The sequence below is a fragment of the Acetobacter sp. genome, assembly GCF_052102375.1.
Taxonomy (GTDB): domain Bacteria; phylum Pseudomonadota; class Alphaproteobacteria; order Acetobacterales; family Acetobacteraceae; genus Acetobacter.
On the sequence record NZ_JBQDXI010000002.1, the window covers coordinates 63,684 to 87,668 of the forward strand.

The following is a 23,985-nucleotide window of genomic DNA, read 5'->3' on the forward strand; positions in this document are numbered from 1 at the left end:
TTTGAAAATCCCATCGAGCAAAACGCTCATATGGGGCTATGTTGACATCCGGCGTTGCTTCCTGCCGGAAGCCAACCGCATGTTTTACAAAGAATTACGATTTACCCCTGCCCCTGCAATGGAGCGGAGCTGAGGGCTGCTACCTAACCCTGTGCCCACGCGAAGTCAAGCGGAGAGACGCGATTCTTAAGGTTTTCAGCCGATAACCCTCTATAAAATAGAAAAAGGGGCCGGAGCGTTAGCCCCGACCCCCTATTCCGAGCCTAGTGCCCTCTATTAAGGCTTACTCAGCCGCAGAGGAGCGTCCTACGCGCTGACGGTCCTGAGATGCCGCAATGGCACGCAGACGGTTCATGACGCTTCCTGTCCCCGCAGGGATGAGGCGGCCAACAATCACGTTTTCTTTCAGGCCATTCAGGCGGTCAACCTTACCTGCCGTAGCAGCTTCGGTGAGAACGCGCGTTGTTTCCTGGAAGGACGCGGCAGAGATGAAGGACTGAGTTTGCAGTGATGCCTTGGTAATACCCTGCAGCACGGGCATGGCTACGGCAGGCCGCTCACCAGCATTCATGCATTTGGTATTCTCGACATCAAACTCAATCCGGTCAACTGTTTCGCCAATCAGGTAAGTCGTGTCGCCTGGCTCCAGAATTTCAACTTTCTGGAGCATTTGACGCACGATAACCTCGATGTGCTTATCGTTAATCTTAACGCCCTGCAGACGATAAACATCCTGAATTTCATTCACAAGGTAATCGGACAGAGCCTCAACACCCATGACCTTCAGAATGTCGTGCGGAACACGAGGACCGTCGACCAGCGGATCGCCTTTTTCGACAAAGTCCCCTTCCTGAACGGACACATGCTTGCCTTTGGGAATCAGATATTCAGTCTCATGGCCGCTTTCATCATTTTTCACGATGATACGACGCTTGGACTTATAGTCCTTCCCAAATTCAACGCGACCTTCCATCTCCGCAATAATCGCATGGTCTTTCGGACGACGAGCTTCAAAAAGCTCGGCGACACGCGGCAGACCACCAGTAATATCGCGGGTCTTGGAGCCTTCACGTGGCAAGCGGGCCAATACGTCACCTGCATGGACTTCTGCACCGTTTTCAACGGAAAGAAGTGTTTCAGGCGACAGGAAGTAACGGGCATCGCTGCCGTTATCCAGTTTCATGACTTCGCCGTTCGGACCTTTAAGCTGCAAGCGCGGACGCAGATCTACACCCTTCCCTGCCTGCTTGTAGTCCACCACCACTTTTGCAGTAAGGCCCGTCACTTCGTCCATACGCTCAACAAGCGTAATGGAGTCGATCAGATCAAGATACTCAACCTTACCTGCCTTTTCGGTAATGATAGGCAGTGTGTAGGGGTCCCACTCAGCCAGTTTCTGACCGCGTGAAACAGCTTCGCCTTCCGTTGTCAGCAGTCGTGCACCGTAAGGCACACGGTAACGTGCTTTTTCTGAACCGTTTTCATCCGTGATCAGAATTTCACAGTTACGCGCCATGACGATCGGCACGTTCTGAGAGTTATGCACCACGTTACGGTTACGGATAACGACCAGACCATCACGAGAGGCTTCAATTGCTGACTGCTCAGCACCACGCTGTGCCGCACCACCAATATGGAAGGTACGCATTGTCAGCTGTGTGCCAGGCTCACCAATTGACTGAGCCGCAATAACACCAACCGCTTCACCGATATTGACTGGCGTACCACGCGCAAGGTCACGACCATAGCAATGACCGCACACGCCAATCCGGCTATCACAGGTCAGAACAGAACGAATGAAAGCAGATTCTATACCGGCATTTTCAATACGCTCTGCATCAGCTTCTTCAATGAGCTGATTACGGGCGACAATCACTTCACCCGATGCTGGGTCAACAATGTCTGCTGCGGCTGTACGTCCCAGAATACGCTCGGAGAGGGAAGCCACAACTTCACCACCGTCTAGCACCGCACGCACAGTCAGGCCGCGCTCGGTACCGCAATCATTTTCGATAATGATGCTGTCCTGAGCAACGTCCACCAGACGACGGGTCAAGTAACCGGAGTTAGCCGTTTTAAGCGCAGTATCGGCCAGCCCCTTACGCGCACCGTGAGTGGACGTAAAGTAATCGAGAACCGACAAACCTTCTTTAAAGTTTGCGATAATCGGCTGTTCGATAATCTCACCAGATGGTTTGGCCATCAGACCGCGCATACCAGCAAGCTGCTTCATCTGTGCTGGTGACCCACGCGCACCGGAGTGGCTCATCATCCAGACAGAGTTGATCGGCTTACCAATTTCCTGACGGGAAATTTCTTTGGTCATGGCTGCCTGCACTTCATCCGTGCAACGTGACCATGCGTCAACCACTTTGTTATAGCGTTCGCCAGCGGTGATCAGACCATCCTGATACTGCTGTTCAAATTCCTTAACTTCAGCAGCAGTCTTCTCAACAAAAATCTTTTTCTCTTCAGGGATGATCATATCATCTTTACCGAAGGAAATACCGGCTTTTGCTGCGTGACGGAAACCAAGAGCCATCAGACGGTCACAGAAGATAACCGCTTCTTTCTGACCACAGTGACGATAAACCGTATCAATAACGTCAGATACAGCTTTTTTGGTCAACTGCTTGTTGATCAGAGAGAACGGAATAGCTTCGCTAAGTGGCAGGATCTGCGCAATCAGAACGCGACCAGGTGTCGTGACGATTGTTTCGTAGGTTTTCTTGCCGTCTTTGATGGTTTCAAAACGTGCACGGATTTTGTCGTGCAGTTTTAAAGCACCTGCATTCAGAGCATATTCAACTTCCCCAATGGATGAGAAAGAAGGCGCCCCGGCTTTGATCAGCTCACCTGTCGTGTTGTCGTATTCATTACGGTCAGGTGTTGCCGCAAACTCAGGTAGTTCAAGGCTGAGATAGTAGAGACCCAGAACAATATCCTGAGACGGCACGATAATGGGCTTACCGTTTGCCGGGCTAAGAATGTTGTTCGTAGACATCATCAGGACACGTGCTTCAAGCTGAGCTTCAAGACTCAGGGGCACGTGTACCGCCATCTGGTCACCGTCAAAGTCTGCGTTGAACGCAGTACAGACGAGCGGATGAAGCTGAATAGCCTTCCCTTCTACCAGAATGGGCTCAAACGCCTGAATACCAAGACGGTGAAGCGTAGGCGCACGGTTAAGCATAACCGGGTGCTCACGGATAACCTCTTCAAGGATATCCCACACTTCAGGACGCTCTTTTTCAACCATACGCTTTGCAGCTTTAATGGTTGTGGCGTGACCGTATTTTTCCAACTTGGAATAAATGAACGGCTTGAACAGTTCCAGAGCCATCTTCTTGGGAAGACCGCACTGATGCAGCTTCATTTCCGGGCCAACCACGATGACCGAACGGCCTGAGTAGTCAACACGTTTACCAAGAAGGTTCTGACGGAAACGGCCCTGCTTGCCTTTCAGCATGTCAGACAGAGACTTCAGCGGACGCTTGTTGGCACCGGTAATCGCACGACCGCGACGACCGTTATCAAACAGAGCGTCAACAGCTTCCTGAAGCATACGCTTTTCGTTACGCACGATGATATCGGGCGCACGCAGTTCCATCAGACGCTTCAGACGGTTATTACGGTTGATAACGCGACGATACAGATCGTTCAGATCAGACGTTGCGAAACGACCACCATCAAGCGGTACAAGCGGACGCAGTTCCGGTGGAATAACCGGTACGTAGTCAAGGATCATCCATTCCGGACGAGAACCGCTTTCTGCAAACGCTTCAACCAGTTTGAGACGTTTGACCAGCTTTTTGCGTTTGGCTTCTGAAGTGGTTTCCTTCAGTTCCTGACGCAGTTCTACTTTTTCAGCATCGCAATCAATCCGCTCAAGAACTTTCTTGATGGCTTCTGCGCCGATACCGACTTCAACGCCTTCTTCGCTATATTCATCCATAGCATCGAGGTACTGTTCCTCGGTCAGGAGAGAATACTGCTTAAGCGGAGAGGTACCGGGTTCAAGCACCAGATAGTTCTCAAAATAGAGAACCTTTTCCAGATCTTTCAAGGTCATATCGACCATGAGACCGATACGGCTTGGCAAAGATTTCAGGAACCAGATGTGTGCAACAGGGCTTGCAAGCTGAATATGACCCATGCGCTCACGGCGCACTTTGGCCAGTGTAACTTCCACGCCGCACTTTTCGCACACAATACCACGGAATTTCATCCGCTTGTATTTGCCGCAAAGGCACTCGTAATCTTTGATCGGGCCAAAGATACGGGCACAGAAAAGACCATCACGCTCCGGCTTGAATGTCCGGTAGTTGATCGTCTCGGGCTTCTTGATTTCGCCGAATGACCAAGACCGGATCTGCTCTGGTGATGCCAGCTGGATCTTGATCTGATCGAAGGTCATCGCCTGGCCGGTCTGGCCAAGAATTTTCATGAGTTCATTCATGTGCCGAAGCCCCCAAAGGGAAATGGGGTGCCGGACGTGTCAGTCCGGCTGCCCCTTCAAAATAAAAACGGAGAGTGATGCTAGAGCGTGTTGTCATGCCTACCTTTACTCGCCCCCCTGCTCCAACTCAACATTCAGACCAAGAGACTTCAGTTCCTTGATCAGAACGTTAAAGCTTTCCGGAATGCCGGCTTCAAAGTCATCATGCTCGCGCACAATGGCTTCATAGACCTTGGTACGACCAGAAACGTCATCTGATTTAACCGTTAGCATTTCCTGCAGTGTGTAAGCGGCACCATAAGCTTCAAGAGCCCACACTTCCATCTCACCAAAACGCTGGCCACCAAACTGTGCCTTACCACCCAGCGGCTGCTGCGTAACAAGAGAGTATGGACCAATGGAACGAGCATGGATCTTGTCGTCAACAAGGTGATGCAGCTTGAGCATGTAAATGTAACCAACGGTGGTCACACGTTCAAACGGCTCACCCGTACGCCCGTCAATCAACTGGGACTGACCAGATTTATTGACACCAGCTTTCTCAAGCATGGCTTCAATCTCAGGGATAGAAGCGCCGTCGAACACTGGAGTGGCTATGGGCACACCTTTGCGCAGATTATTGGCAAGTTCTACCAACTCATCATTGCTCATGTTGGCAATGGCTTCGTCGTAGATTTCATCGCCGTACACGTCTTTCAGACGGTCCAGCAATTCCTGCCGCTTTTCACCATTGCGCTGGTAATCATCAACAAGATCACCAATGCCACGGCCAAGGTTCGCACAAGCCCAGCCAAGATGCGTTTCCAGAATCTGCCCCACGTTCATACGTGATGGCACACCCAGAGGGTTCAGCACGATGTCAACAGACGTACCGTCTTCGAGGAACGGCATGTCTTCCACCGGAACGACGCGGGAGACCACACCCTTGTTCCCGTGACGACCAGCCATCTTGTCACCAGGCTGAAGCTTACGCTTCACGGCAACAAACACCTTGACCATCTTCATCACGCCAGGTGGCAGTTCATCACCGCGCTGGAGTTTTTCAACCTTGCTTTCAAAACGGCCCTGAATTTTCTGCACGGAAGCATCAAATTCGCGACGCAGTGTTTCCAGCTCAGCCATAACGGAGTCAGACGCTACAACGATATTGCGCCATGCACCGCGAGGATGCTCATCCAGCACTTCATCGGTAATTTCTGTGCCAGAACGGATACCTTTGAAACCTGCGCCAGCAACCTGACCCAGCAGCTTTTCGCGCAGACGGCTGTAGAAAGAGCGTTCCTGAATAGCACGTTCGTCATCGCGGTCTTTAGACAGACGTTCAATTTCGGCCCGTTCGATGGCCATTGCACGTTCGTCTTTATCAACGCCACGACGGGAGAAGACGCGCACGTCAACGATCGTACCCGTTGTGCCTGGCGGCAGACGCAGAGATGTATCACGTACGTCAGATGCTTTTTCACCAAAGATGGCGCGCAGAAGTTTTTCTTCGGGCGTCATCGGGCTTTCACCCTTTGGCGTGACCTTACCGATGAGAATATCACCGGGGTTCACTTCCGCACCAACGTAAACGATGCCAGCTTCGTCGAGGTTACGCAGCGCTTCTTCACCCACATTCGGGATATCGCGCGTAATTTCTTCCTGACCCAGCTTGGTATCACGCGCCATGACTTCGAATTCTTCGATATGAATCGAAGTAAACACGTCGTCTTTAGCGATACGCTCAGAAATCAGGATGGAGTCTTCGAAGTTGTAACCGTTCCAAGGCATAAACGCGACCAGCACGTTACGACCCAGAGCCAATTCACCCAATTCGGTTGACGGACCGTCAGCAATGATATCGCCAGCTTTAACCTGATTACCGACATGCACCAGTGGACGCTGGTTGATGCAGGTAGACTGGTTGGAGCGGGAATATTTACGCAGACGGTAAATATCAACGCCTTGAGTAGCACCTGTTGAATCGGTTGCACGCACAACGATACGGGCACCGTCAATCTGGTCCACAATACCATCACGTTTTGCAACGATGGTAGCGCCAGAGTCATGCGCAACGGCAGCTTCCATACCTGTGCCGACCAACGGCGCATCAGAGCGCACGAGCGGCACAGCCTGACGCTGCATGTTGGAACCCATCAGTGCACGGTTCGCGTCATCGTTCTCAAGGAACGGAATGAGCGCTGCTGCGACAGAAACCAGCTGCTTGGGCGACACGTCACACGCTGTCACTTCGGTTGGTGGCACCAGACGGAAGTCACCACCACGGCGAACTGAAACCAGTTCGTCGGTCAAAGCGCCATCAGCACTTTGCTTGGCGTCAGCCTGTGCAACGATCAGCTTTTCCTCTTCCATGGCGGAAAGATATTTCCAACCATCCTGAAGAACGCCGTCTTTTACAAGGCGATACGGGGTTTCAATGAAGCCATATTTATTCACCTTGGCATAGGTTGCCAGAGAGTTGATCAGACCGATGTTCGGGCCTTCTGGCGTTTCAATCGGGCAGATACGACCATAATGCGTTGGGTGAACGTCACGCACTTCAAAGCCTGCACGCTCACGGGTCAGACCACCCGGACCAAGCGCTGAAAGACGACGCTTATGCGTGACTTCAGACAGTGGGTTGGTCTGGTCCATAAACTGGCTGAGCTGGGAAGAACCGAAGAACTCACGCACAGCAGCAGCGGCCGGTTTTGCATTAATAAGATCATGCGGCATGACCGTATCAATATCAACGGACCCCATGCGCTCACGAATAGCGCGTTCCATACGGAGCAGACCAACGCGATACTGGTTTTCCATCAATTCGCCAACGGAGCGAACACGACGGTTACCCAGGTTATCAATGTCGTCAATCTGGCCGCGACCGTCTTTCAGGTCACACATGACTTTGATGGTGCGCAGGATGTCTTCCTTACGCAGCACGCGCAGGGTGTCAGGCACATCAATATCAAGACGCATGTTCATCTTGACGCGACCAACGGAAGACAGATCGTAACGGTCGCCGTCAAAGAACAGACCATGGAACATGGCATCTGCGGTTTCAGCCGTTGGCGGCTCACCTGGACGCATGACACGATAGATGTCGATCAGCGCCTCATCACGAGAGCTGTTCTTATCAACAGTCAGGGTATTGCGGATCCATGGACCATTGGCAGCATCAATCGCCAGCAGAGGAAGATCTGTAACACCAGCTTCTTCCAACGCAGCGAGGCGAGCTTCGGTAATTTCCTCACCAGCTTCGCCGTAAATTTCACCGGTATCGTAGTTCACGATATCATGCGCGATGAAACGACCCAGAAGATCGATATCACCGACAAGCACTTCACGGGTTTTTTCGGCAATTTTACGGACGGCGCGCGCTGTCAGCTTGGCTTCTGCCTCTGCAACAACTTCACCTGTTTCTGCATCAACCAGAGGAGCAAGCAGCTTAAGACCTCGGAATGCATCCGCATCAAAGGGGCGAGCCCAGCCTTTTGCTGTTTTGGTGAAAATGACTTTGCCGTAGAAATAGGCAAGAATTTCATTGTCATCCATGCCTTTGATGTCGAGCAGGTCAACATCACCACCCTCTGCCAGCTTGGCTTTACGAGCGGCTTCAGAAGCAGCACCTTCAAGCGCATAGAGCAGGGTTGTAACAGGCAGCTTACGCTTACGGTCGATACGAACGTAGATCAGATCTTTCGCATCGAATTCGAAATCGAGCCAAGACCCACGGTAGGGAATAACGCGTGCGGCAAACAGGTATTTGCCGGATGAGTGCGTTTTGCCTTTATCGTGGTCAAAAAATACACCAGGTGAACGGTGCATCTGGCTAACGATAACACGCTCGGTTCCATTAATGATAAACGTACCGTTTTCGGTCATCAGGGGCATGTCGCCCATATAGACCGGCTGCTCCTTGATATCGCGGATGGAGCGAGACCCTGTGTCTTCGTCCACATCCCACACGATAAGGCGCAGAATCACTTTCAGCGGCGCAGAAAATGTCAGGCCACGCTGGATGCATTCTTCAACATCATATTTTGGCTCTTCGAATTCGTAGCTTACGAATTCAAGACGCCCCCGACCTGCAAAGTCATTGATCGGGAAAACAGAACGGAAAACCTCCTGCAAACCTGTTGGTGTACGTGCATCAGGAGATACATTCGCCTGAAGAAACGTCTCATAAGACGCACGTTGCACATCAATCAGATTCGGCATCGGAGCGATTTCGGGGATCCGCCCGAAACTCTTGCGAATTCGCTTCCGTCCTGTGAACGATTTGGTGATTGCGTTCATCGTCGCTCCTGCCCCGCCCTTAACTACTCGGACCATCAGGCCTGCCGCTTACCCGCAGGCCTGATGGTCCGACCTTTGATTTAGGCCTTAATACACACCAAGGAAAGCCCTGGCATCATACCCACCCCGGATAAAGAACCCGGAACAGGCAAACGGGCAGAGGCATACATACCTCCACCCGAAAACCTTTTTCTCATCATCCCACCGCAGACGCAGCGGATATGGTGAGAACTTATTTGATTTCGACGCTTGCGCCGTTGTCTTCAAGAAGCTTCTTGATTTTTTCGGCTTCGTCTTTCGTAGCGCCTTCTTTAACGGTCTTCGGTGCGCCTTCAACCAGATCCTTAGCTTCTTTCAGGCCAAGACCGGTGATGCCACGGATTTCCTTAATGACGTTGATTTTCTTGTCACCAGCTTTGGTGAGAACAACGTCAAATTCGGTTTTTTCTTCTGCAGGAGCAGCAGCGGCAGCAGCCGGACCAGCAGCAACAGCAACTGGAGCAGCAGCAGAAACGCCCCATTTTTCTTCGAGCAGCTTGGAGAGTTCAGCAGCTTCAAGAACCGTCAGAGCGGACAGTTCGTCAACGAGCTTGTTCAGATCAGCCATGATTAGACTTCCTAATGTAAACACTGGTTTGCAAAGCGCAACCCCTCAACAGAAAGGCTGCACCTTAAAGACATCACACTCTCTTGTAAGAGCGTGTTTTTAGGCGGCTTCCGCCTCACCCGTTTTGGCATAGGCCCCAAAAACCCGAGCAAGCTGGCCAGCCGGTTCCTTGGTAACGCAGGCAATACGCGTAGCAGGCGTGGAGATAAGACCCACGAGCTGCGCGCGCAGCGTATCCAGAGACGGCAGTCCGGCAAGAGCCTTGACACCATCGGCGCTAAGCACCTGAGAGCCAAGAGAACCGCCAAGCAGCACGAGCTTGTCATTGGTTTTGGCGAACTCGACAATCACCTTTGCAACTGCAACAGGATCTTCCGCCCACGCAAGCGCGGTCGGGCCTTTAAGCAGCGGCTTGATGCCGTCGAACTGGGTCCCATCCAGGGCGAGAGTTGCCAGCCGGTTTTTCGCGACTTTATACGTTGCGCCCGCTGCACGCACTTTGCGTCGCAGATCCGTCACATCAGCCACTGTCAGCCCGTCATTACGGGTTACAACGACCATGGACGTTTCGGCAAACACGGCGGCAAGGGAAGCAATGAAGTCCCGCTTTTCCGTACGGTTCAAATCCCGTCTCCGTCTTGTTCTGCCTGACAAAAGCCAGTCAGAACGGGTTGCCCTTAGAGCTTCATGAACGCCATGAAACTCAGCTCGCCTGTCCTTGAAACGGAATAACCGGAGCCACCGAAAAACGATGAACAACCAGCATCCCCATCTTACCACCCGCAAGCCCCGAAGGCTCATTAAGGCCGTGCCGCGTGTGGTCTCGGACAGGTTTAGAAAATCAGACCGAAATCAGATTTCCTCATGATACTGTGCCAGAGCAAAACCCTGGCACAGCAACATTCAGTCTCAGCCTGCGAAAGCTGAGAGATCCAGCTGAACGCCCGGACCCATGGTAGAAGACAGACCAGCCTTCTTCATGTAGGTGCCTTTTGCACCGGTCGGACGAGCTTTCTGCACGGCATCAACAAATGCACGTACGTTTTCAGCCAGTTTAGCAGCATCGAAAGATGCTTTACCAACGCCAGCGTGAACAATACCAGCTTTTTCAGCACGGTATTCAACCTGACCGGACTTGGCAGCTTCAATAGCGCCTTTAACGTCCATTGTCACGGTGCCCAGCTTGGGGTTTGGCATCAGACCACGCGGACCGAGGATTTTACCCAGACGACCAACCAGAGCCATCATGTCCGGGGTTGCAATGCAGCGGTCGAAATTGATTTCGCCAGCCTGCACTTTTTCCATCAGGTCTTCTGCGCCCACAACGTCTGCACCAGCGGCCTGAGCTTCTTCAGCTTTAGCGCCACGAGCAAACACACCAACGCGCAGGGTTTTACCCGTGCCGTTTGGCAGAGACACAAAACCGCGGACCATCTGGTCAGCATGACGCGGATCGATACCCAGATTCAGGGAGATTTCGATCGTTTCGTCAAACTTTGCCGTTGCGTTACCCTTTACCAGAGCAATCGCTTCGTCCAGACCATAAGCCTGCGCGCTATTTACTTTCGCCTGTGCAGCGGCGAGACGCTTTTTAGTAGCCATGCTCTCAGCCCTCCACCGTCAGACCCATGGAGCGTGCGGAGCCAACCAGCATCCGAACTGCACCATCGATATCGTTGGCGTTCATGTCTTTGGATTTCTCTGCTGCGATTTCGCGCAGCTGATCCATGGTCACTTTACCCACAGCGGCACTTTTACCAACCGTCTGGCTGCCTTTGGAAATTTTGGCAGCTTTAAGCAGGAAGTACGTGTTCGGCGGGGTTTTGGTGATGAAGCTGAACGTACGGTCTGCATAAGCGGTGATGACGACCGGAATCGGCATACCTGGCTCAAGACCCTGGGTCTTGGCGTTAAATTCTTTACAGAACTGCATAATGTTCAGACCGCGCTGACCGAGCGCAGGACCAACTGGAGGCGAAGGATTAGCCTTACCAGCAGGAATCTGAAGCTTGATGTAGCCAACAACTTTTTTGGCCATATCCGGGACTCCTCATAATGAACCCGAACCGCGGTTTACGGCCCACCCTGCACCACACGAAGCATGGTGCGAGTCAGACCTCCCGCGTTCGATTGGAGTGCCGCGCTTAGCGGCGCTGACTGCGGGTGTCAAGGGGTTGCGACGTTTTTTCCTCTCTCACGAGGTCTGCTGAAGCAGGATCTGTTTGAGTTGTCACACCTGCAACGGGTCCAGCATGGCGCAGATTGCCATACTGAAGAGGGCTAAACGGCATGATCTGGTCCGCCTTAGGCAGATCAGCCCGCGACCAGCCGCCACCCAGCGCCCTTACAAGCTGCACTCGGGCATCTATGGCACGGGTTTGCACCTGCACCAGCGCAATGCGCGCCTGCAGTGCTGCTACCTGCGCGACAACCACATCCAGATAATTTGTCAGGCCGCCTGTGTAGAGCGCCATAGTCATGGTTTGCGTTCGCACTGCGGCATCCACGGCGTTGCTCTGCTGCGCTTCTTCCGTTTTCAGCCGAGTTGTACGGGTGAGGTTATCCTGCACCTCCTGAAAGGCGCTCAGCACTGTAGAACGGTAGAGGTCTTCTTCCTGCCGGTATTGAGACCAGTTGCGCTGCAATTCAGCACGCCTCAGCCCCCCCTGAAACAACGGCATGAGCGCCTGAACGCCAAACTGGTACATGGAATTGGAGAGAGACGCGAGGTCAAACCCGTTATCCATAAACCCCGTCATGGCGTTAAAGGTGACATGAGGATAGAAAGCCGCACGTGAAACCCCGATTGCACGGTTTGCCTGCGCCATGCGGCGCTCTGCTGCCGCAATATCGGGCCGCCGCTCCAGCAAGGTTGCGGGCAATGCAACGGGCGGCATAGTTGCTGCAAAATTCAAACGTGTTGTTGGCGCAATATGAAACGATGACGGCGCCTGATTAACCAACACAGCAATGGCGTGCTCCACAACCTCGCGCTGGGTCTGGATTTCCGTCTCTTGCGCCTGAGTGGCATAGAGCTGAGCTTCGGCACGCGATACGTCCATACCGGGCGCAATAGCCCCCGCCAGACGCATTTTAGTGACCTGCACTGCCGTTTGATAATACCGAATAGAATCACGATACACAGCACTCTGTGCATCAAAGCCGCGCAGCAAAACGTAGTCACTCGCAAGCTCAGCCTGCAAGCTCAGACGCCCCAAGGCATACTCTGCTGCCGCTTCTTGCGAGCGCTGCTTGGTCATACGAACCCGGTTACGGATGGCAGACCAAAAATCAGGCTCCCAAGAGGCTGTGGCTGAATACTGCTCAGAGGACATATAAACCGGCCCCTGAGACCCTCCCCCACGCCAAAGCCTGTGCCGGGAGCCTTTGTTCTTATCCCCCGATGCGGCCCCATTAAGCTGCGGGTACAGGTGAGACTTGGCTTCCATTGCCACTTCACGGGACTGCATGAATGCCTCTGCCTGCGCCTGCAGGTCTGGGTTCAGGCGCATAGCCTGCTCTTCCAACTGGTTAAGCAGAGGGTCCCCCAGCATAGTCCACCAGTCAGAGCGGATGACATCATCAGCCGGGCTTGCCTGCTTGAGTACCCCTGTATTCCCCCAGCTTTCCGGCACCTTGAGCGGCACGGGCTGGTACTTAGGGGCCATATCACAGCCAGAGAGCATGGTTGCGAAAGACAGCCCTACCAACACACTGTATCGGTAGGTTTTACGCGCCATCATGCCATGCGTCATGGACGACCTCCGGCCTCAGCCGCAGGCGTATTGTCTTCAGGCATAGCGCGCGTGTTATCCTGTGACGCAGAGTTACCTTCTGCCTTATTAGCTGGCGCTGGTTTTTTAGGGGGCATGTTGTAGCCGGGCGTTCCTTTAACCACCCGCACCTTCTGACCATCCAACAAACCTGCTGATGGGTTATTGATAATACGGTCTGTTTTCTTCACCCCGCTGAGAATTTGCAGTGTGGTGCCCAAGTTGGTGCCAACAGTCACATTCACCAGATGCACGTGGTCCGTCTCATCCACCAACGCAACCTGCGTACCTTCTGCGCGGAAAATCAAAGCACCTTCCGGCAGGATCAACATATTTGTGTCACCGGGGGCGCGAAAACGAGCGGTCGCGTAGGAGTTGGGCCATAGCTCGCCAGATTTATTATCCAGCGTAAGCTCCGTTGTTACGGTGCGGGTCGAAGCATTGAACGCTGTAGCTGTGGCTAGAAATCTGGCCTTAAACTTACGCCCCGGATATTGCGGCACTTCCAGATCGGCCTCAAGCCGTGGGGAAATAATATCCGCGTAGTCCTGCGGTACAGCTACGAACACGCGCATGGCATGAACATCGGCAACGCTGAACAGTTCAGTGGCATTGCCGTGAGAATCAACATCTCCACGGCCAGCGTTCACGTAGTCCCCCACATCCGCAAAACGAGATGTCACGACGCCATCAAACGGTGCGACAATCCGCTTGAAGCCTTCAAGGGCTGCATAACGCTCAACATCGTGTTCCGCCGCTTCAACTTGCGCTTTCTGGGCTTCCGCATTGGCAGCCTGCACGTCCACTTCCTGCTGCGAAACAGCCTGAGTGCCCTGAAGAGCCTTCCAGCGTTTGGCGGTAATTTGAGCCAGCTTGTACCGCGCCTGCGCCACATTCAGGTTGGCTTTTGCGGCTGCGTACTGGGCATCCAGTCCCGGCGTATCAATTTCAGCCAGAACATCGCCCGCTTTCACAACGGCACCGAAGTCCTTGTACCACATTTTCACGTAGCCAGAGACCTGCGCGTAAATGGGTGCCTGATACCATGCAGCGATATTGGCTGGCAGAGAGAGACGACGCTCATTGGGGCCGGGTTGTGGCGCAATGACCTGCACCGCGGGAATGGACTCAATTGCCATTTCCTGTGCCAGATTCATGTAGTGCGAATGGCGCGACACAATACCGGCAACCGCCAGAACCACAGCAGCACCCCCCACAAGAACGAGCGCAAGCTTACGCCGTGGCGGAGAAGGCGGCGGAGTCTGGCTGTCATGGAGGCCGTTCTGGTCATGACTGCCGTAATTCTGCGCGCTCATGCGCTTTCTCCCTTTTGCATCGTCTCTGGTTTTTTGCGGTTATGCAGCATGGCGAACACGCAGGGCACAAACAGCAGGGTTGCTACTGTTGCGACCATCAGGCCACCCATAACCGCTTTGCCAAGCGGTGCGTTCTGCGAGTTACTTAAGGACATTGGCAACATGCCAATAATCATGGCGGACGCTGTCATCAGCACGGGTCGGATACGCTCAAAGCCTGCCTCAAGGGCCGCTGCAATGGCATCACCATGCTCGTCCAGCCGCTCCCTTGCAAAGGACACCACAAGAATGGCGTTGGCTGTTGCCGTACCCATGCACATGATGGCGCCGGTGAGAGCCGGAACAGACAGCGTAGTGCCTGTCAGGAACAGGCTCCAGGCAATGCCAGCCAAAGCACCTGGGAGCGCCGTGATGATAATGAAAGGGTCGAGCCAAGATTGAAAATTAACGACAATCAGCAGGTAAACCAGCAGAACCGACATAGCCAAGCCACCCAGCAACTGCGCGTAAGCACTGTTCATGGTGACTGCCTGACCGCGCACTTCCAGCGTTGACCCCTTTGGCAGGTCTGGCCGTATTTCATCCACAATCCGGCTGACTTCCCGCGAGACCGTACCCAGATCAATCCCCTCATTCGTGGCGTAAATATCAAACACCGGCATGATATTATAATGTGCGATCTCACCAGGTGTGCCCACCTGTTCGATGCTACTTAAGCCACCAAGGATCTGTGGATTTTGCCCGTTCGGGTTGCCGTCCCCTTTATCAATTGGGGTTAGTTCCAGATCGTTCATGGTTTGCAGGAAGGTGGCAGGCGTCTGAATATCAATCAGATGGGAGACCCCGGTCTTGGTATCCAGCCAATAAACCTGCCCAACCTGAGAACTGCCGGAGAGTGAAACCAGTGCGTTGTTGGCAACATCTGATTCCGTAATACCCGTTCCCAAAGCGTAGGTTCTCTGGGCGTTCACGCGCAGGGTGGGTGTTGTCATGGGCTGCTGTACCGACACATCGGTCAGGCCAGTCACATGGCGCAGCCTGTCGGCCAGTCGGTTTGCAAACTTGAAGTTGTCAGACAGGTTGCGGCCGACAATCTGCACATCTATCGGCGCAGGCAGGCCAAAGTTCAGAATTTTAGCGGTCAGATCTCCGGGCAGGAAGGAGATTTGCGTACCCGGGAACATCTCGTTCAGGTTGTGCCGCAGTTTTTTGCGGTACTCCGCAACAGGAGAGTCAGCTTCCTTGAGGGAGACTGTGATATCGCAGTCCTGCGTTCCTACTGTTGGTGTAGGAATGAAGGCCTGATTAAGCGGGCTGAACGGCAGGCCACAGTTATCAACTATGCTCTCAACCTGCCCGGCCAACGTGCGCTCAATTTCAGCATTCACCAACTGGGATATTTTACCCGATTCAGACAACTTGGTGCCGAGCGGCGCACGCATGTGAATAGCCATAGTGTCCGAATTGATCTCGGGGAAAAAGTCCTGCCCAACAAAGAACAGTAACCCCAGAGACCCGAGAGAACACAGAACAAACACAGGCACAAACGTACCACGAATGGAAACCAGGTGCTTGAGCAGGTCATGATATGCATGACGGAACCGCTCAAACCTGCGCTCAAACCCTTTCTGGAAACGGCCAAAAACTGTTTTTGGCTCCTGCGGGCCATGGGCATGCGCCGCCACCTGTGCTGCCAGCATATATTTAGCCATGGTGGGCACAAGCGTACGGGACAGGATGAAAGACGCCATCATGGCAAAAATGATAGCTTCTGCCATTGGCATGAACAGCCAACCTGCAACGCCCGTCAACTGGAACAGCGGCATCCAGACGATACAAATGCAGAGTGTTGAGACAAAGGTTGGAATAACAATCTGGTTGGCAGCATCAATGATGGCCGTTTCCAGATCTTTATCCATCTCAAGGTGAGCATCGATATTCTCGATCATCACCGTGGCGTCATCCACCAGAATACCAACCGCCAGTGCAAGGCCACCCAGCGTCATGACGTTAATGGTCTGCCCAGCCCAGCCCAGCCCGATAATGGAGCACAGCATGGCCAAGGGGATGGATGTGGCAATAATAACCGTGGAGCGCCATGACCCAAGGAAGAGCAGAACCACAAGCCCGGTCAGGCAGGCCGCTGTCAGCATTTCGCGCAGCACGTCCTGCACGGATTCCTTCACAAAGGTTGAGGCGTCATTCAGCACCTTGATGCTGACGCCCTCCGGCAAGGTCTTGATAATACCTGGCAGCAGAGCCTTAACCCCGGACACAACCTCTAGGGTAGAGGCATCGCCGCTCTTCATCACAACAATCAGAACACCCTGCTGGCCTTTAACCAGCACAAGGTTGGTCTGCGGCGGGCCACCCTGATGCACCCATGCGACGTCCTGCAACCGGACAACAGCGCCCCCCACCTGTTTGATGGGGATCATGTTCATCTCATCCAACGCACGGGGGGAGGCGTTGGTCTGGACCATCCAGTCAAAAGTGCCAATTCTCTGGTCACCCGCGGGCAGCACGATGTTCTGGCTGTTAAGGGCCTTGGAAACATCAACGGGAGAGAGCTTGTGCGCCAGCAGTTTTATGGGGTCCAGATCCACCATGACGTTACCCGGCTGACCCCCGTAAGGGTTGGGAATAGCCGCACCAGCCACCGACACAAGGGCCGGACGGATGAGGTTGGAGGACATGTCATAAATCTGGGATGCCGTCATGGAGGTGGAAGACACCTGCAACGTAATGACCGGCACGGAGGAGGCATTATACGTCAAGACCAGCGGCGGTGTGGACCCCGTGGGCATCTGCTTGATGACGGTTTGCGACACAGAGGTAATCTGCGTCTGTGCAACGGCGGTATCCGTGCCCGGCTGGAAGAAGATTTTGACAATACCACGGCCGTAATAAGACTGGCTTTCGATATGCTCGATATTGTTGACCGTGGCGGTCAACGCGCGCTCATAATAATAAACAACGCGACCGGACATATCTTCAGGCATCAGGCCCGTATAGGTCCACACAACAGCAACGACCGGAATCTTGATGCTGGGGAACACGTCCGTTGGTGTATTGAAAATCCCTCTGATGCCGAACACCAGAATGAGGATAGAGAGAACGACGAACGTGTAGGGCTTTTTCAGCGCCGTAACGACAATTTCATTCATGCGCGTTTACCCCCGGTAAGCGCACACAAAAGGCTGCATCCAGATGAATCGGTCATGACTCTTTGAGATACAGATATCCCCTGCTTGCGCCAATAAAAATGGTTTTAATAAGACTAAAAGCCGCCGTTCGTCATGAAAATGTAATACGAAACAGCGTGCCCTGCCCGTCTGGTCCGGCTTCAATCGTCACGGTAGCCTCATGCAGGTGCGCTATGGCCAGAACAAGGCTCAGCCCCAACCCGCTTCCCGGTACATGTCGGCTTTTGTCAGAGCGGTAAAAACGAGACATCACAGCCTGCCGCTCCTCCACAGCAATTCCTATACCGGTGTCTGTCACAATCAATTCCGGCGTGGTGCCCTGCCGGATAACAGATACAGTCACCGTGCCTCCATCCGGTGTAAACTTGATGGCATTATCCACCAGATTGGCTAGCAGTTCGACCAGCAAATGACGGTCCCCGTCTATACAGACCGGAACCGAACTGACCCTAGTCAGCAAGGCAATGCCTTCCGTCTCGGCAATTGGCTCGTACAGATCCACCACATCGGCAACCAGTTCAGCCAAATTGACTACGCCGAAGCCCGCGCGCCTGCGGCTGCTCTCAATTTCGGCAATACGCAATAAGGCCGTGATAATGCCAAGACATTGGTCAAGGTCATCTACCGCACGTGATACCGCATCTTCCAGCACCTCTCCCGTACTGCCTGTGGACAGGGCACGCTCAAGCTTGGCGCGCACACGGGAAAGCGGTGTACGAAGGTCATGCGCTATGTCGTTACCAACCTCGCGCATACCATCCATCAGATTTTCCAGCCGGTCGAGCATGCGATTAACGCTTCCCGCCAGCCGTTCAAGGTCGTCACGCTCTTTCCCGGCGGGCAGACGCTCGTGAATATCCCCCGCCATGATCAGGTCTATGGCTTCATGCATATCCTTAACACGGGACAGAGCACGATGGCTGAGGACCATGCCGAGCAATAGAGCGAACAGCAACGTGGGAATGGCGGCCAAAACCGTTGCGTGGCGGAGCATAAGTTTTTGCTCTGCCAGAAGATGGAAACTTCTTCCCAGCACCAGAATAGTGCCGTCCGGCATGGTTTCAGCCAGAAGCCGCAGCGGATAGGGTGCGCCTTCTTCCGGATAAATTTCAATATTATGCGGCTTGCCGTCCGCCTTAAGGCCGTGAGGCCAAGCCCGCAGGTCACCGGCGATCAAAGCGTGACTGGCATCAAACAACCCGGCACTACTGATAACCAACCGCATATCATCGGTTGCGCGTTTACGAACCACATATTCAAGATGCTCTGGCGTCATTTGCGCCAGAAGTTCGGCCTCACCCCGCAAGAGGGCAGTTGAACGGTGAGATTCAACTGCTTCCATCTGTGTGTAAACCAGACCAAACTGCATCACCATCACACCGGCCATGGCGGCAACCGCCATGAGCGTGAGGCGAAACGCCGCAGTGCGGCAAAGTTCAGTCAGCCACACGTAACAGGAATCCGGTACCGCGAATGCTCTTGATCAAAGGCTCCTCACCGGGGCTATCAACCTTGCGGCGCAGCTTGCCTATATGCACATCAACCAGATTTGTTCTGGGAATAAAGCGGTACTGCCACACATCCTCCAGCAGCATGGAGCGTGTCAGCACCTGATCAGGGCGCCGCATAAGGTACTCCAGCAAACGAAACTCTCGCGGCAGCAGGTCAATTTCACGCCCTCCCCGCCAGACCCGACGCTCGATCAGGTCCATCTCCAGAGGGCCCACGCACAGCTTTGTGCTCCGCGTATCGTCCGGGCGGCGCAGCAATGCTTCCACACGGGCCAGAAGTTCTTCCATGGCAAAGGGTTTGGTCAGGTAATCATCCCCGCCCGCCTTCAGGCCTGTTACCCGGTCATCAACGGCGGAAAGAGCGGACAGCACCAGAACTGGCGTCCGAATACCGCGCTGGCGCAGTGTCTCAATAACGCTCAGCCCGTCCAGGCCAGGCAACAGGCGGTCAACCACCAACACATCGGCTCCGCCAGCAAGGGCCGCAGCCAAGCCGGAATCCCCTGTGGCACGGTGCAGAACGTCAAGACCATGGCCGGTAAGTTCGGCCACAATTTCCTCAGCAATCGTGCTGTCATCTTCAATCAGAAGAACAGATCCACGGGCAATACGCCCGGCCTGCTTGTCTGACTGGTCCTGCTGATCGTCATGGTGTGTGTGTTCAGTCATAATACCCTGATGCTGCTTTCTTGCGGGGTGCGCCAGTAAAATTCATTTCAGACTAGTGGAGGATAGCGGTGTGGGAAACCTGTCAGATTTATAATCCCAAAACCGATCACAAAGCCTGCATTCCGATCACACCATCGAGAACAGAGGCACTAAGCGCAACACCAAGTATAGAAAATGCATTACTCCTTTCTGACAGGGGTTCTCCCAAAGATCAGAGAGGCTTCTATGCAACAACCCACCGCCTAAAGTGTTGATCCATCACGATAATGCAATGACATGCGCTGTTTCTGGGTGATATAGGTTTTTCAGAAGCAGAAAACGATAAACAATAATAACAATTCAGAACAGGGAAATACTAGCGTGGATCTGCCCAATCCCTCAGCGTTATCCGCCTCTTCACCCTCCTCGTCATCCCGCCATAAAGCACTTTACTTGCAGGTTATCGCTGCTGTTTTGATTGGGATTCTGGTCGGCTATTTCTTTCCTAACCTTGGCAGTGCGCTCCGCCCATTGGGCGATGGGTTTGTCAAACTGATTAAAATGGTGATTGCGCCAGTCATTTTCCTGACGGTGTGCACTGGCATTGCGGGCATGGCCGACCTGAAACAGACAGGCCGCGTTGCAGGCAAGGCCATGGGGTACTTCCTGTTTTTCTCCACTTTTGCGCTTGTTATTGGCATGATTGTTGCCAACGTGGTGAGGCCGGGTTCCGGGCTGCATATTGACCCTAAATCACTGAATTCAAGCTCTGTTGCTTCCTTCGTGACAGAAGCGCATGCCCATTCCTTCACAGATTTCCTGATGCGCATCATTCCCGTCACAACAGCGGGGGCCTTTACATCTGGGGAAATTCTACAGGTTTTGCTGGTTGCCATCCTGTTTGGTGTCAGTCTGGCGCAAATGGGGCCTAAGGGTGAAAAAGTACTCTCCCTGTTCCGCCAACTGACCGAACTTGTTTTCGGGGTTGTGCGGCTGGTCATGTATGCGGCCCCTATCGGGGCGTTTGGCGCCATGGCCTTCACGGTTGGGCGCTTTGGCGTAAGCTCTATTGGCAACCTGCTGGAACTAATCCTGACCTTCTATTTCACTGCCTTTGTGTTTGTCTTTGGGGTGCTGGGTGTGGTGTCCCGTATGATGGGGTTCAGCATATTCCGTCTGGCACGGTACCTGAAAGAAGAATTGCTGATTGTACTGGGGACCAGCTCTTCTGAATCCGCTCTGCCCGGGCTTATTGCCAAGCTGGAAAACGCGGGCTGCCCGCAGGGGGTGGTCGGGCTGGTTGTGCCTATGGGCTACTCCTTCAATCTGGACGGCACAAATATCTACATGACACTGGCCGCCCTGTTTATTGCTCAGGCAACTGATGTGCATCTGAGCCTTGGGGAGCAGGTGGCTCTGCTGTTGGTCGCCATGGTCAGTTCCAAAGGGGCTGCTGGCGTCACCGGGGCTGGCTTTATCACGTTGGCAGCCACTCTATCTGTTGTGCCTAATGTGCCTGTTGCAGGCATGGCGCTCATTCTGGGCATTGACCGCTTTATGTCTGAATGCCGCTCCCTGACCAACCTAATGGGGAACGCGGTGGCTGCAATTGTTGTTTCCCGTTGGGAAAAGACGCTGGATACAGCGCAACTGCACAAAGCCCTTGAACATAAGCCCGCTCCTTAACCCGTTTTGGAACGGCCACTTCCTTCTGACCACACCTTGAAGACGCCCCTTGCCCGTTCAGGAAACGTGCTAACAACAGGATAATGCTCATATGAATACGGCTCAGCGCGTTCGCGGCATTCTGGCAGGTTCAGCCGGCAACTTACTGGAATATTACGACTGGTACGTTTATTCCTCCTTCACCATTTATTTTGCCCACTCCTTCTTTCCTCGAGGGGACAAAACGGCAGAACTGCTGAACGCTGCGGCAATTTTTGCCGTTGGGTTTTTTATGCGGCCTATTGGCGGCTGGCTCCTTGGCTCCGCCGCAGACCGCTATGGCCGACGCGCCGCGCTCACCATATCTGTCACGGCCATGTGTCTTGGGTCTCTGGCCATTGCGGTCTGCCCCAGCTACCAGCAGATCGGCCTGTTAGCGCCAATTGTGCTCTTGGTGGCCCGCCTTGTGCAGGGCCTGAGCCTTGGGGGCGAGTACGGCGCGTCCGCTACCTATCTTGCGGAAATGGCCACCCCCAGTAATCGTGGTTTCTGGTCCGGTTTTCTCTATGTCACACTGGTTATGGGCCAGCTATTGGCCATGATCATCCTGCTGCTTATGCAGTATATTTTCCTCACACCGCAGCAGATTGAGTCGTGGGGCTGGCGCATTCCCTTCTTCTTGGGGGCTACAGGCGCTGTGCTGGTCTTTTGGCTACGCCGACAGATGGTCGAAAGCGAACGCTTTGAAAAAAGTCAGGAAAAAAAGGAAAAAGGTGGCCTTGCCATGCTGGTGCAGCACAAACGTGCTGTCCTGACGGTTTGTGGCATGACGCTTGGCGGCACGGTGGCGTTTTATACCTACACCATCTACATGCAGAAATATCTCGCTAACACCTTGGGCTTTCCCAAAGATACAGCAACGCTTGTCTCCTCAGCATCGCTCGTTGTCTTCGCACTTATTCAGCCAGCGTTCGGGGCGCTTTCAGACCGTATCGGCCGCAAACCTTTGCTGATCTATTTTGGCGTGTGCGCCACGTTGGGTACAATTCCACTTCTGTCTGCTCTGTCTGGTGTGCACTCGCCGTGGGCAGCATTCGGCCTGATTACCTGCGCCCTCTTTATCGCGTCTGGCTACACGTCCATTAACGCGATTGTTAAGGCGGAACTTTTCCCTACTCAGGTCCGGGCTTTGGGTGTGGGCTTTCCCTACGCGGTAACCGTCTCCGTCTTTGGCGGCACCACCGAATATATTGCTCTCTGGTGCAAGCAGGCCGGGCATGAAGGCTGGTTTTCCTACTATGTATCAGCCTGTGCAGCCGTAACCCTGCTGACGGTTTTGACACTCAGAAAGACCACAACACTGAATGAGACGACTGACCACACCGCCTAAAGCCGGCAAATAACCAGTTCCTGCAAGGGCCTAAAATAGGCCCTTAACCGGCCTTTAAATTGCCATGACTCGCGCCTTATTAAAGAATTAGAAACGGAGGGCCTGCTCTCCGCTTCCTGTTTGAAGGAGGCATTTCATGCGCCGTTTGACAAAAACTCTTCTCGCTCTGCCGCTCATTGCAGGCACAATGCTGGCAACTGTTCCGGCAGCTCAGGCGCACCCCGGCGGCCCTTATGGTTGGGGAGGCGGTGGCCGCCATTGGGGCGGCCCACCACCGCCACGTTATGCAGGTGGCTGGGGCCCACGTGGTGGTTATGGCTATCGTCACGGCGGTGGGCATGGCGGGGCAATTGCAGGCGCCTTGATCGGGGGGCTGGCAATTGGTGCTTTGGCAGGGGCCGCAATGAGCGGACCTTCCGTTCCACCACCCATGGCGTATGGGCCTCCGCCTCCCCCTCCGCCACCAGTCTATGCGGTGCCAGCCGTGCCGGTCGTCCCCGTTGCACCGGCTCCGGGCTATTACGCTCCGGGCAGCTACTATTATGGCGGCTACTGAGACACGAAACTGAACGTCGATCTCTAAATCCGGAACAGGGCGCTCAAGCGCCCTGTTTTCGTTTATGCGTCTAGAGGCTCTTGGCAGCTTCTAGCACGGCGTCAACATGACCCGGCACTTTCACCTTGCGCCAGATACGAGCAATTTTGCCATCGGCTCCCACAAGAAAAGTCGTCCGATCAATACCCATATAGGTTTTGCCATAAAGGGACTTTTCCACCCAGACGCCATAGGCTTCCGTTACACTCCCTTCCTCATCAGAGGCCAGAGGAAATGTCAGGTCATATTTCTCTGCAAATTTATCCAATTTGCTGACAGGGTCGCGGGAAACACCAATAATCGTCAGCCCGGCCCCTTCAAACTCACGCAAGGTTTCGTTAAAGCCGCAGGCCTCTTTGGTACAACCGGGCGTATCGGCCTTCGGGTAAAAATACAGCACAAACGGTTTGCCTTTCAGTTCCTGTGAACTGACACGCCGGTTCCTGCTGGCGGGCATAGAAAATTCCGGAGCGACTGCCCCCTCCTGTAAAAGATGATCCTGAGACATGCTGCTTCGTTTCCCTCTTCTAGCGTAGT

15 protein-coding genes are annotated in these 23,985 nt (G+C 53.8%); 3 read left to right on the plus strand and 12 right to left on the minus strand.

Annotation, left to right across the window (positions count from 1 at the left end):
- Nucleotides 1-283 precede the first annotated feature (283 nt).
- The 11 genes from rpoC to ACTIDN_RS01345 form a co-directional block, all read right to left on the minus strand.
- Nucleotides 284-4,459: a DNA-directed RNA polymerase subunit beta' gene (rpoC, locus tag ACTIDN_RS01295; protein WP_048838094.1), complete on the minus strand. Its 4,176-nt coding sequence runs from the start codon at nt 4,457-4,459 to the stop codon at nt 284-286.
- Nucleotides 4,460-4,564: 105 nt separating this feature from the next.
- Nucleotides 4,565-8,737, minus strand: coding sequence for a DNA-directed RNA polymerase subunit beta (gene rpoB, locus ACTIDN_RS01300; RefSeq protein WP_441375722.1), 4,173 nt, complete (start codon nt 8,735-8,737; stop codon nt 4,565-4,567).
- Nucleotides 8,738-8,969: 232 nt separating this feature from the next.
- Nucleotides 8,970-9,344, minus strand: a complete 375-nt coding sequence (gene rplL, locus ACTIDN_RS01305; RefSeq protein ID WP_415507793.1) for a 50S ribosomal protein L7/L12 — start codon at nt 9,342-9,344, stop codon at nt 8,970-8,972.
- Between the two features lie 99 nt (nt 9,345-9,443).
- Complete coding sequence (gene rplJ / locus ACTIDN_RS01310) at nt 9,444-9,968, minus strand: 50S ribosomal protein L10 (protein WP_441375723.1); 525 nt, start codon at nt 9,966-9,968, stop codon at nt 9,444-9,446.
- 285 nt (nt 9,969-10,253) lie between these two features.
- The gene (gene rplA / locus ACTIDN_RS01315) at nt 10,254-10,946 is read right to left on the minus strand and encodes a 50S ribosomal protein L1 (RefSeq protein ID WP_048838090.1); all 693 of its coding nucleotides are present in this window, start codon (nt 10,944-10,946) and stop codon (nt 10,254-10,256) included.
- A gap of 4 nt (nt 10,947-10,950) precedes the next feature.
- Complete coding sequence (gene rplK, locus ACTIDN_RS01320; RefSeq protein WP_415507795.1) at nt 10,951-11,382, minus strand: 50S ribosomal protein L11; 432 nt, start codon at nt 11,380-11,382, stop codon at nt 10,951-10,953.
- Between the two features lie 106 nt (nt 11,383-11,488).
- Nucleotides 11,489-13,087, minus strand: a complete 1,599-nt coding sequence (locus tag ACTIDN_RS01325; protein WP_441375762.1) for an efflux transporter outer membrane subunit — start codon at nt 13,085-13,087, stop codon at nt 11,489-11,491.
- Nucleotides 13,088-13,095: 8 nt separating this feature from the next.
- Nucleotides 13,096-14,433: an efflux RND transporter periplasmic adaptor subunit gene (locus tag ACTIDN_RS01330; protein ID WP_441375724.1), complete on the minus strand. Its 1,338-nt coding sequence runs from the start codon at nt 14,431-14,433 to the stop codon at nt 13,096-13,098.
- Nucleotides 14,430-17,600 (minus strand): efflux RND transporter permease subunit, encoded by a 3,171-nt coding sequence (locus ACTIDN_RS01335; protein WP_441375725.1) that lies wholly within the window; start codon nt 17,598-17,600, stop codon nt 14,430-14,432. The genes ACTIDN_RS01330 and ACTIDN_RS01335 overlap by 4 nt, the downstream gene beginning before the upstream one ends.
- Before the next feature lie 130 nt (nt 17,601-17,730).
- A complete protein-coding gene (locus ACTIDN_RS01340; RefSeq protein ID WP_415507798.1) occupies nt 17,731-19,089 on the minus strand; it encodes a sensor histidine kinase in 1,359 nt (452 codons plus the stop codon).
- Nucleotides 19,076-19,819 carry a response regulator transcription factor gene (locus ACTIDN_RS01345; protein WP_441375726.1) on the minus strand — a complete coding sequence of 248 codons (744 nt, stop codon included), beginning with the start codon at nt 19,817-19,819 and terminating at the stop codon, nt 19,076-19,078. Before ACTIDN_RS01345 ends, ACTIDN_RS01340 begins: the two co-directional genes overlap by 14 nt.
- A 366-nt stretch (nt 19,820-20,185) precedes the next feature.
- Between ACTIDN_RS01345 and ACTIDN_RS01350 the strand changes: the two genes are divergently transcribed.
- The 3 genes from ACTIDN_RS01350 (at nt 20,186) to ACTIDN_RS01360 (ending at nt 23,409) form a co-directional block, all read left to right on the plus strand.
- Nucleotides 20,186-21,484: a dicarboxylate/amino acid:cation symporter gene (locus ACTIDN_RS01350; RefSeq protein ID WP_441375763.1), complete on the plus strand. Its 1,299-nt coding sequence runs from the start codon at nt 20,186-20,188 to the stop codon at nt 21,482-21,484.
- 91 nt (nt 21,485-21,575) lie between these two features.
- On the plus strand, nt 21,576-22,853 hold the full coding sequence (locus ACTIDN_RS01355; protein ID WP_415507800.1) for an MFS transporter: 1,278 nt from the start codon (nt 21,576-21,578) through the stop codon (nt 22,851-22,853).
- Nucleotides 22,854-22,989: 136 nt separating this feature from the next.
- On the plus strand, nt 22,990-23,409 hold the full coding sequence (locus ACTIDN_RS01360; RefSeq protein WP_415507801.1) for a hypothetical protein: 420 nt from the start codon (nt 22,990-22,992) through the stop codon (nt 23,407-23,409).
- A gap of 70 nt (nt 23,410-23,479) precedes the next feature.
- Here ACTIDN_RS01360 and bcp read toward each other — a convergent pair whose 3' ends face one another.
- On the minus strand, nt 23,480-23,956 hold the full coding sequence (gene bcp, locus ACTIDN_RS01365) for a thioredoxin-dependent thiol peroxidase (RefSeq protein WP_415507802.1): 477 nt from the start codon (nt 23,954-23,956) through the stop codon (nt 23,480-23,482).
- Between the last annotated feature and the right edge of the window lie 29 nt (nt 23,957-23,985).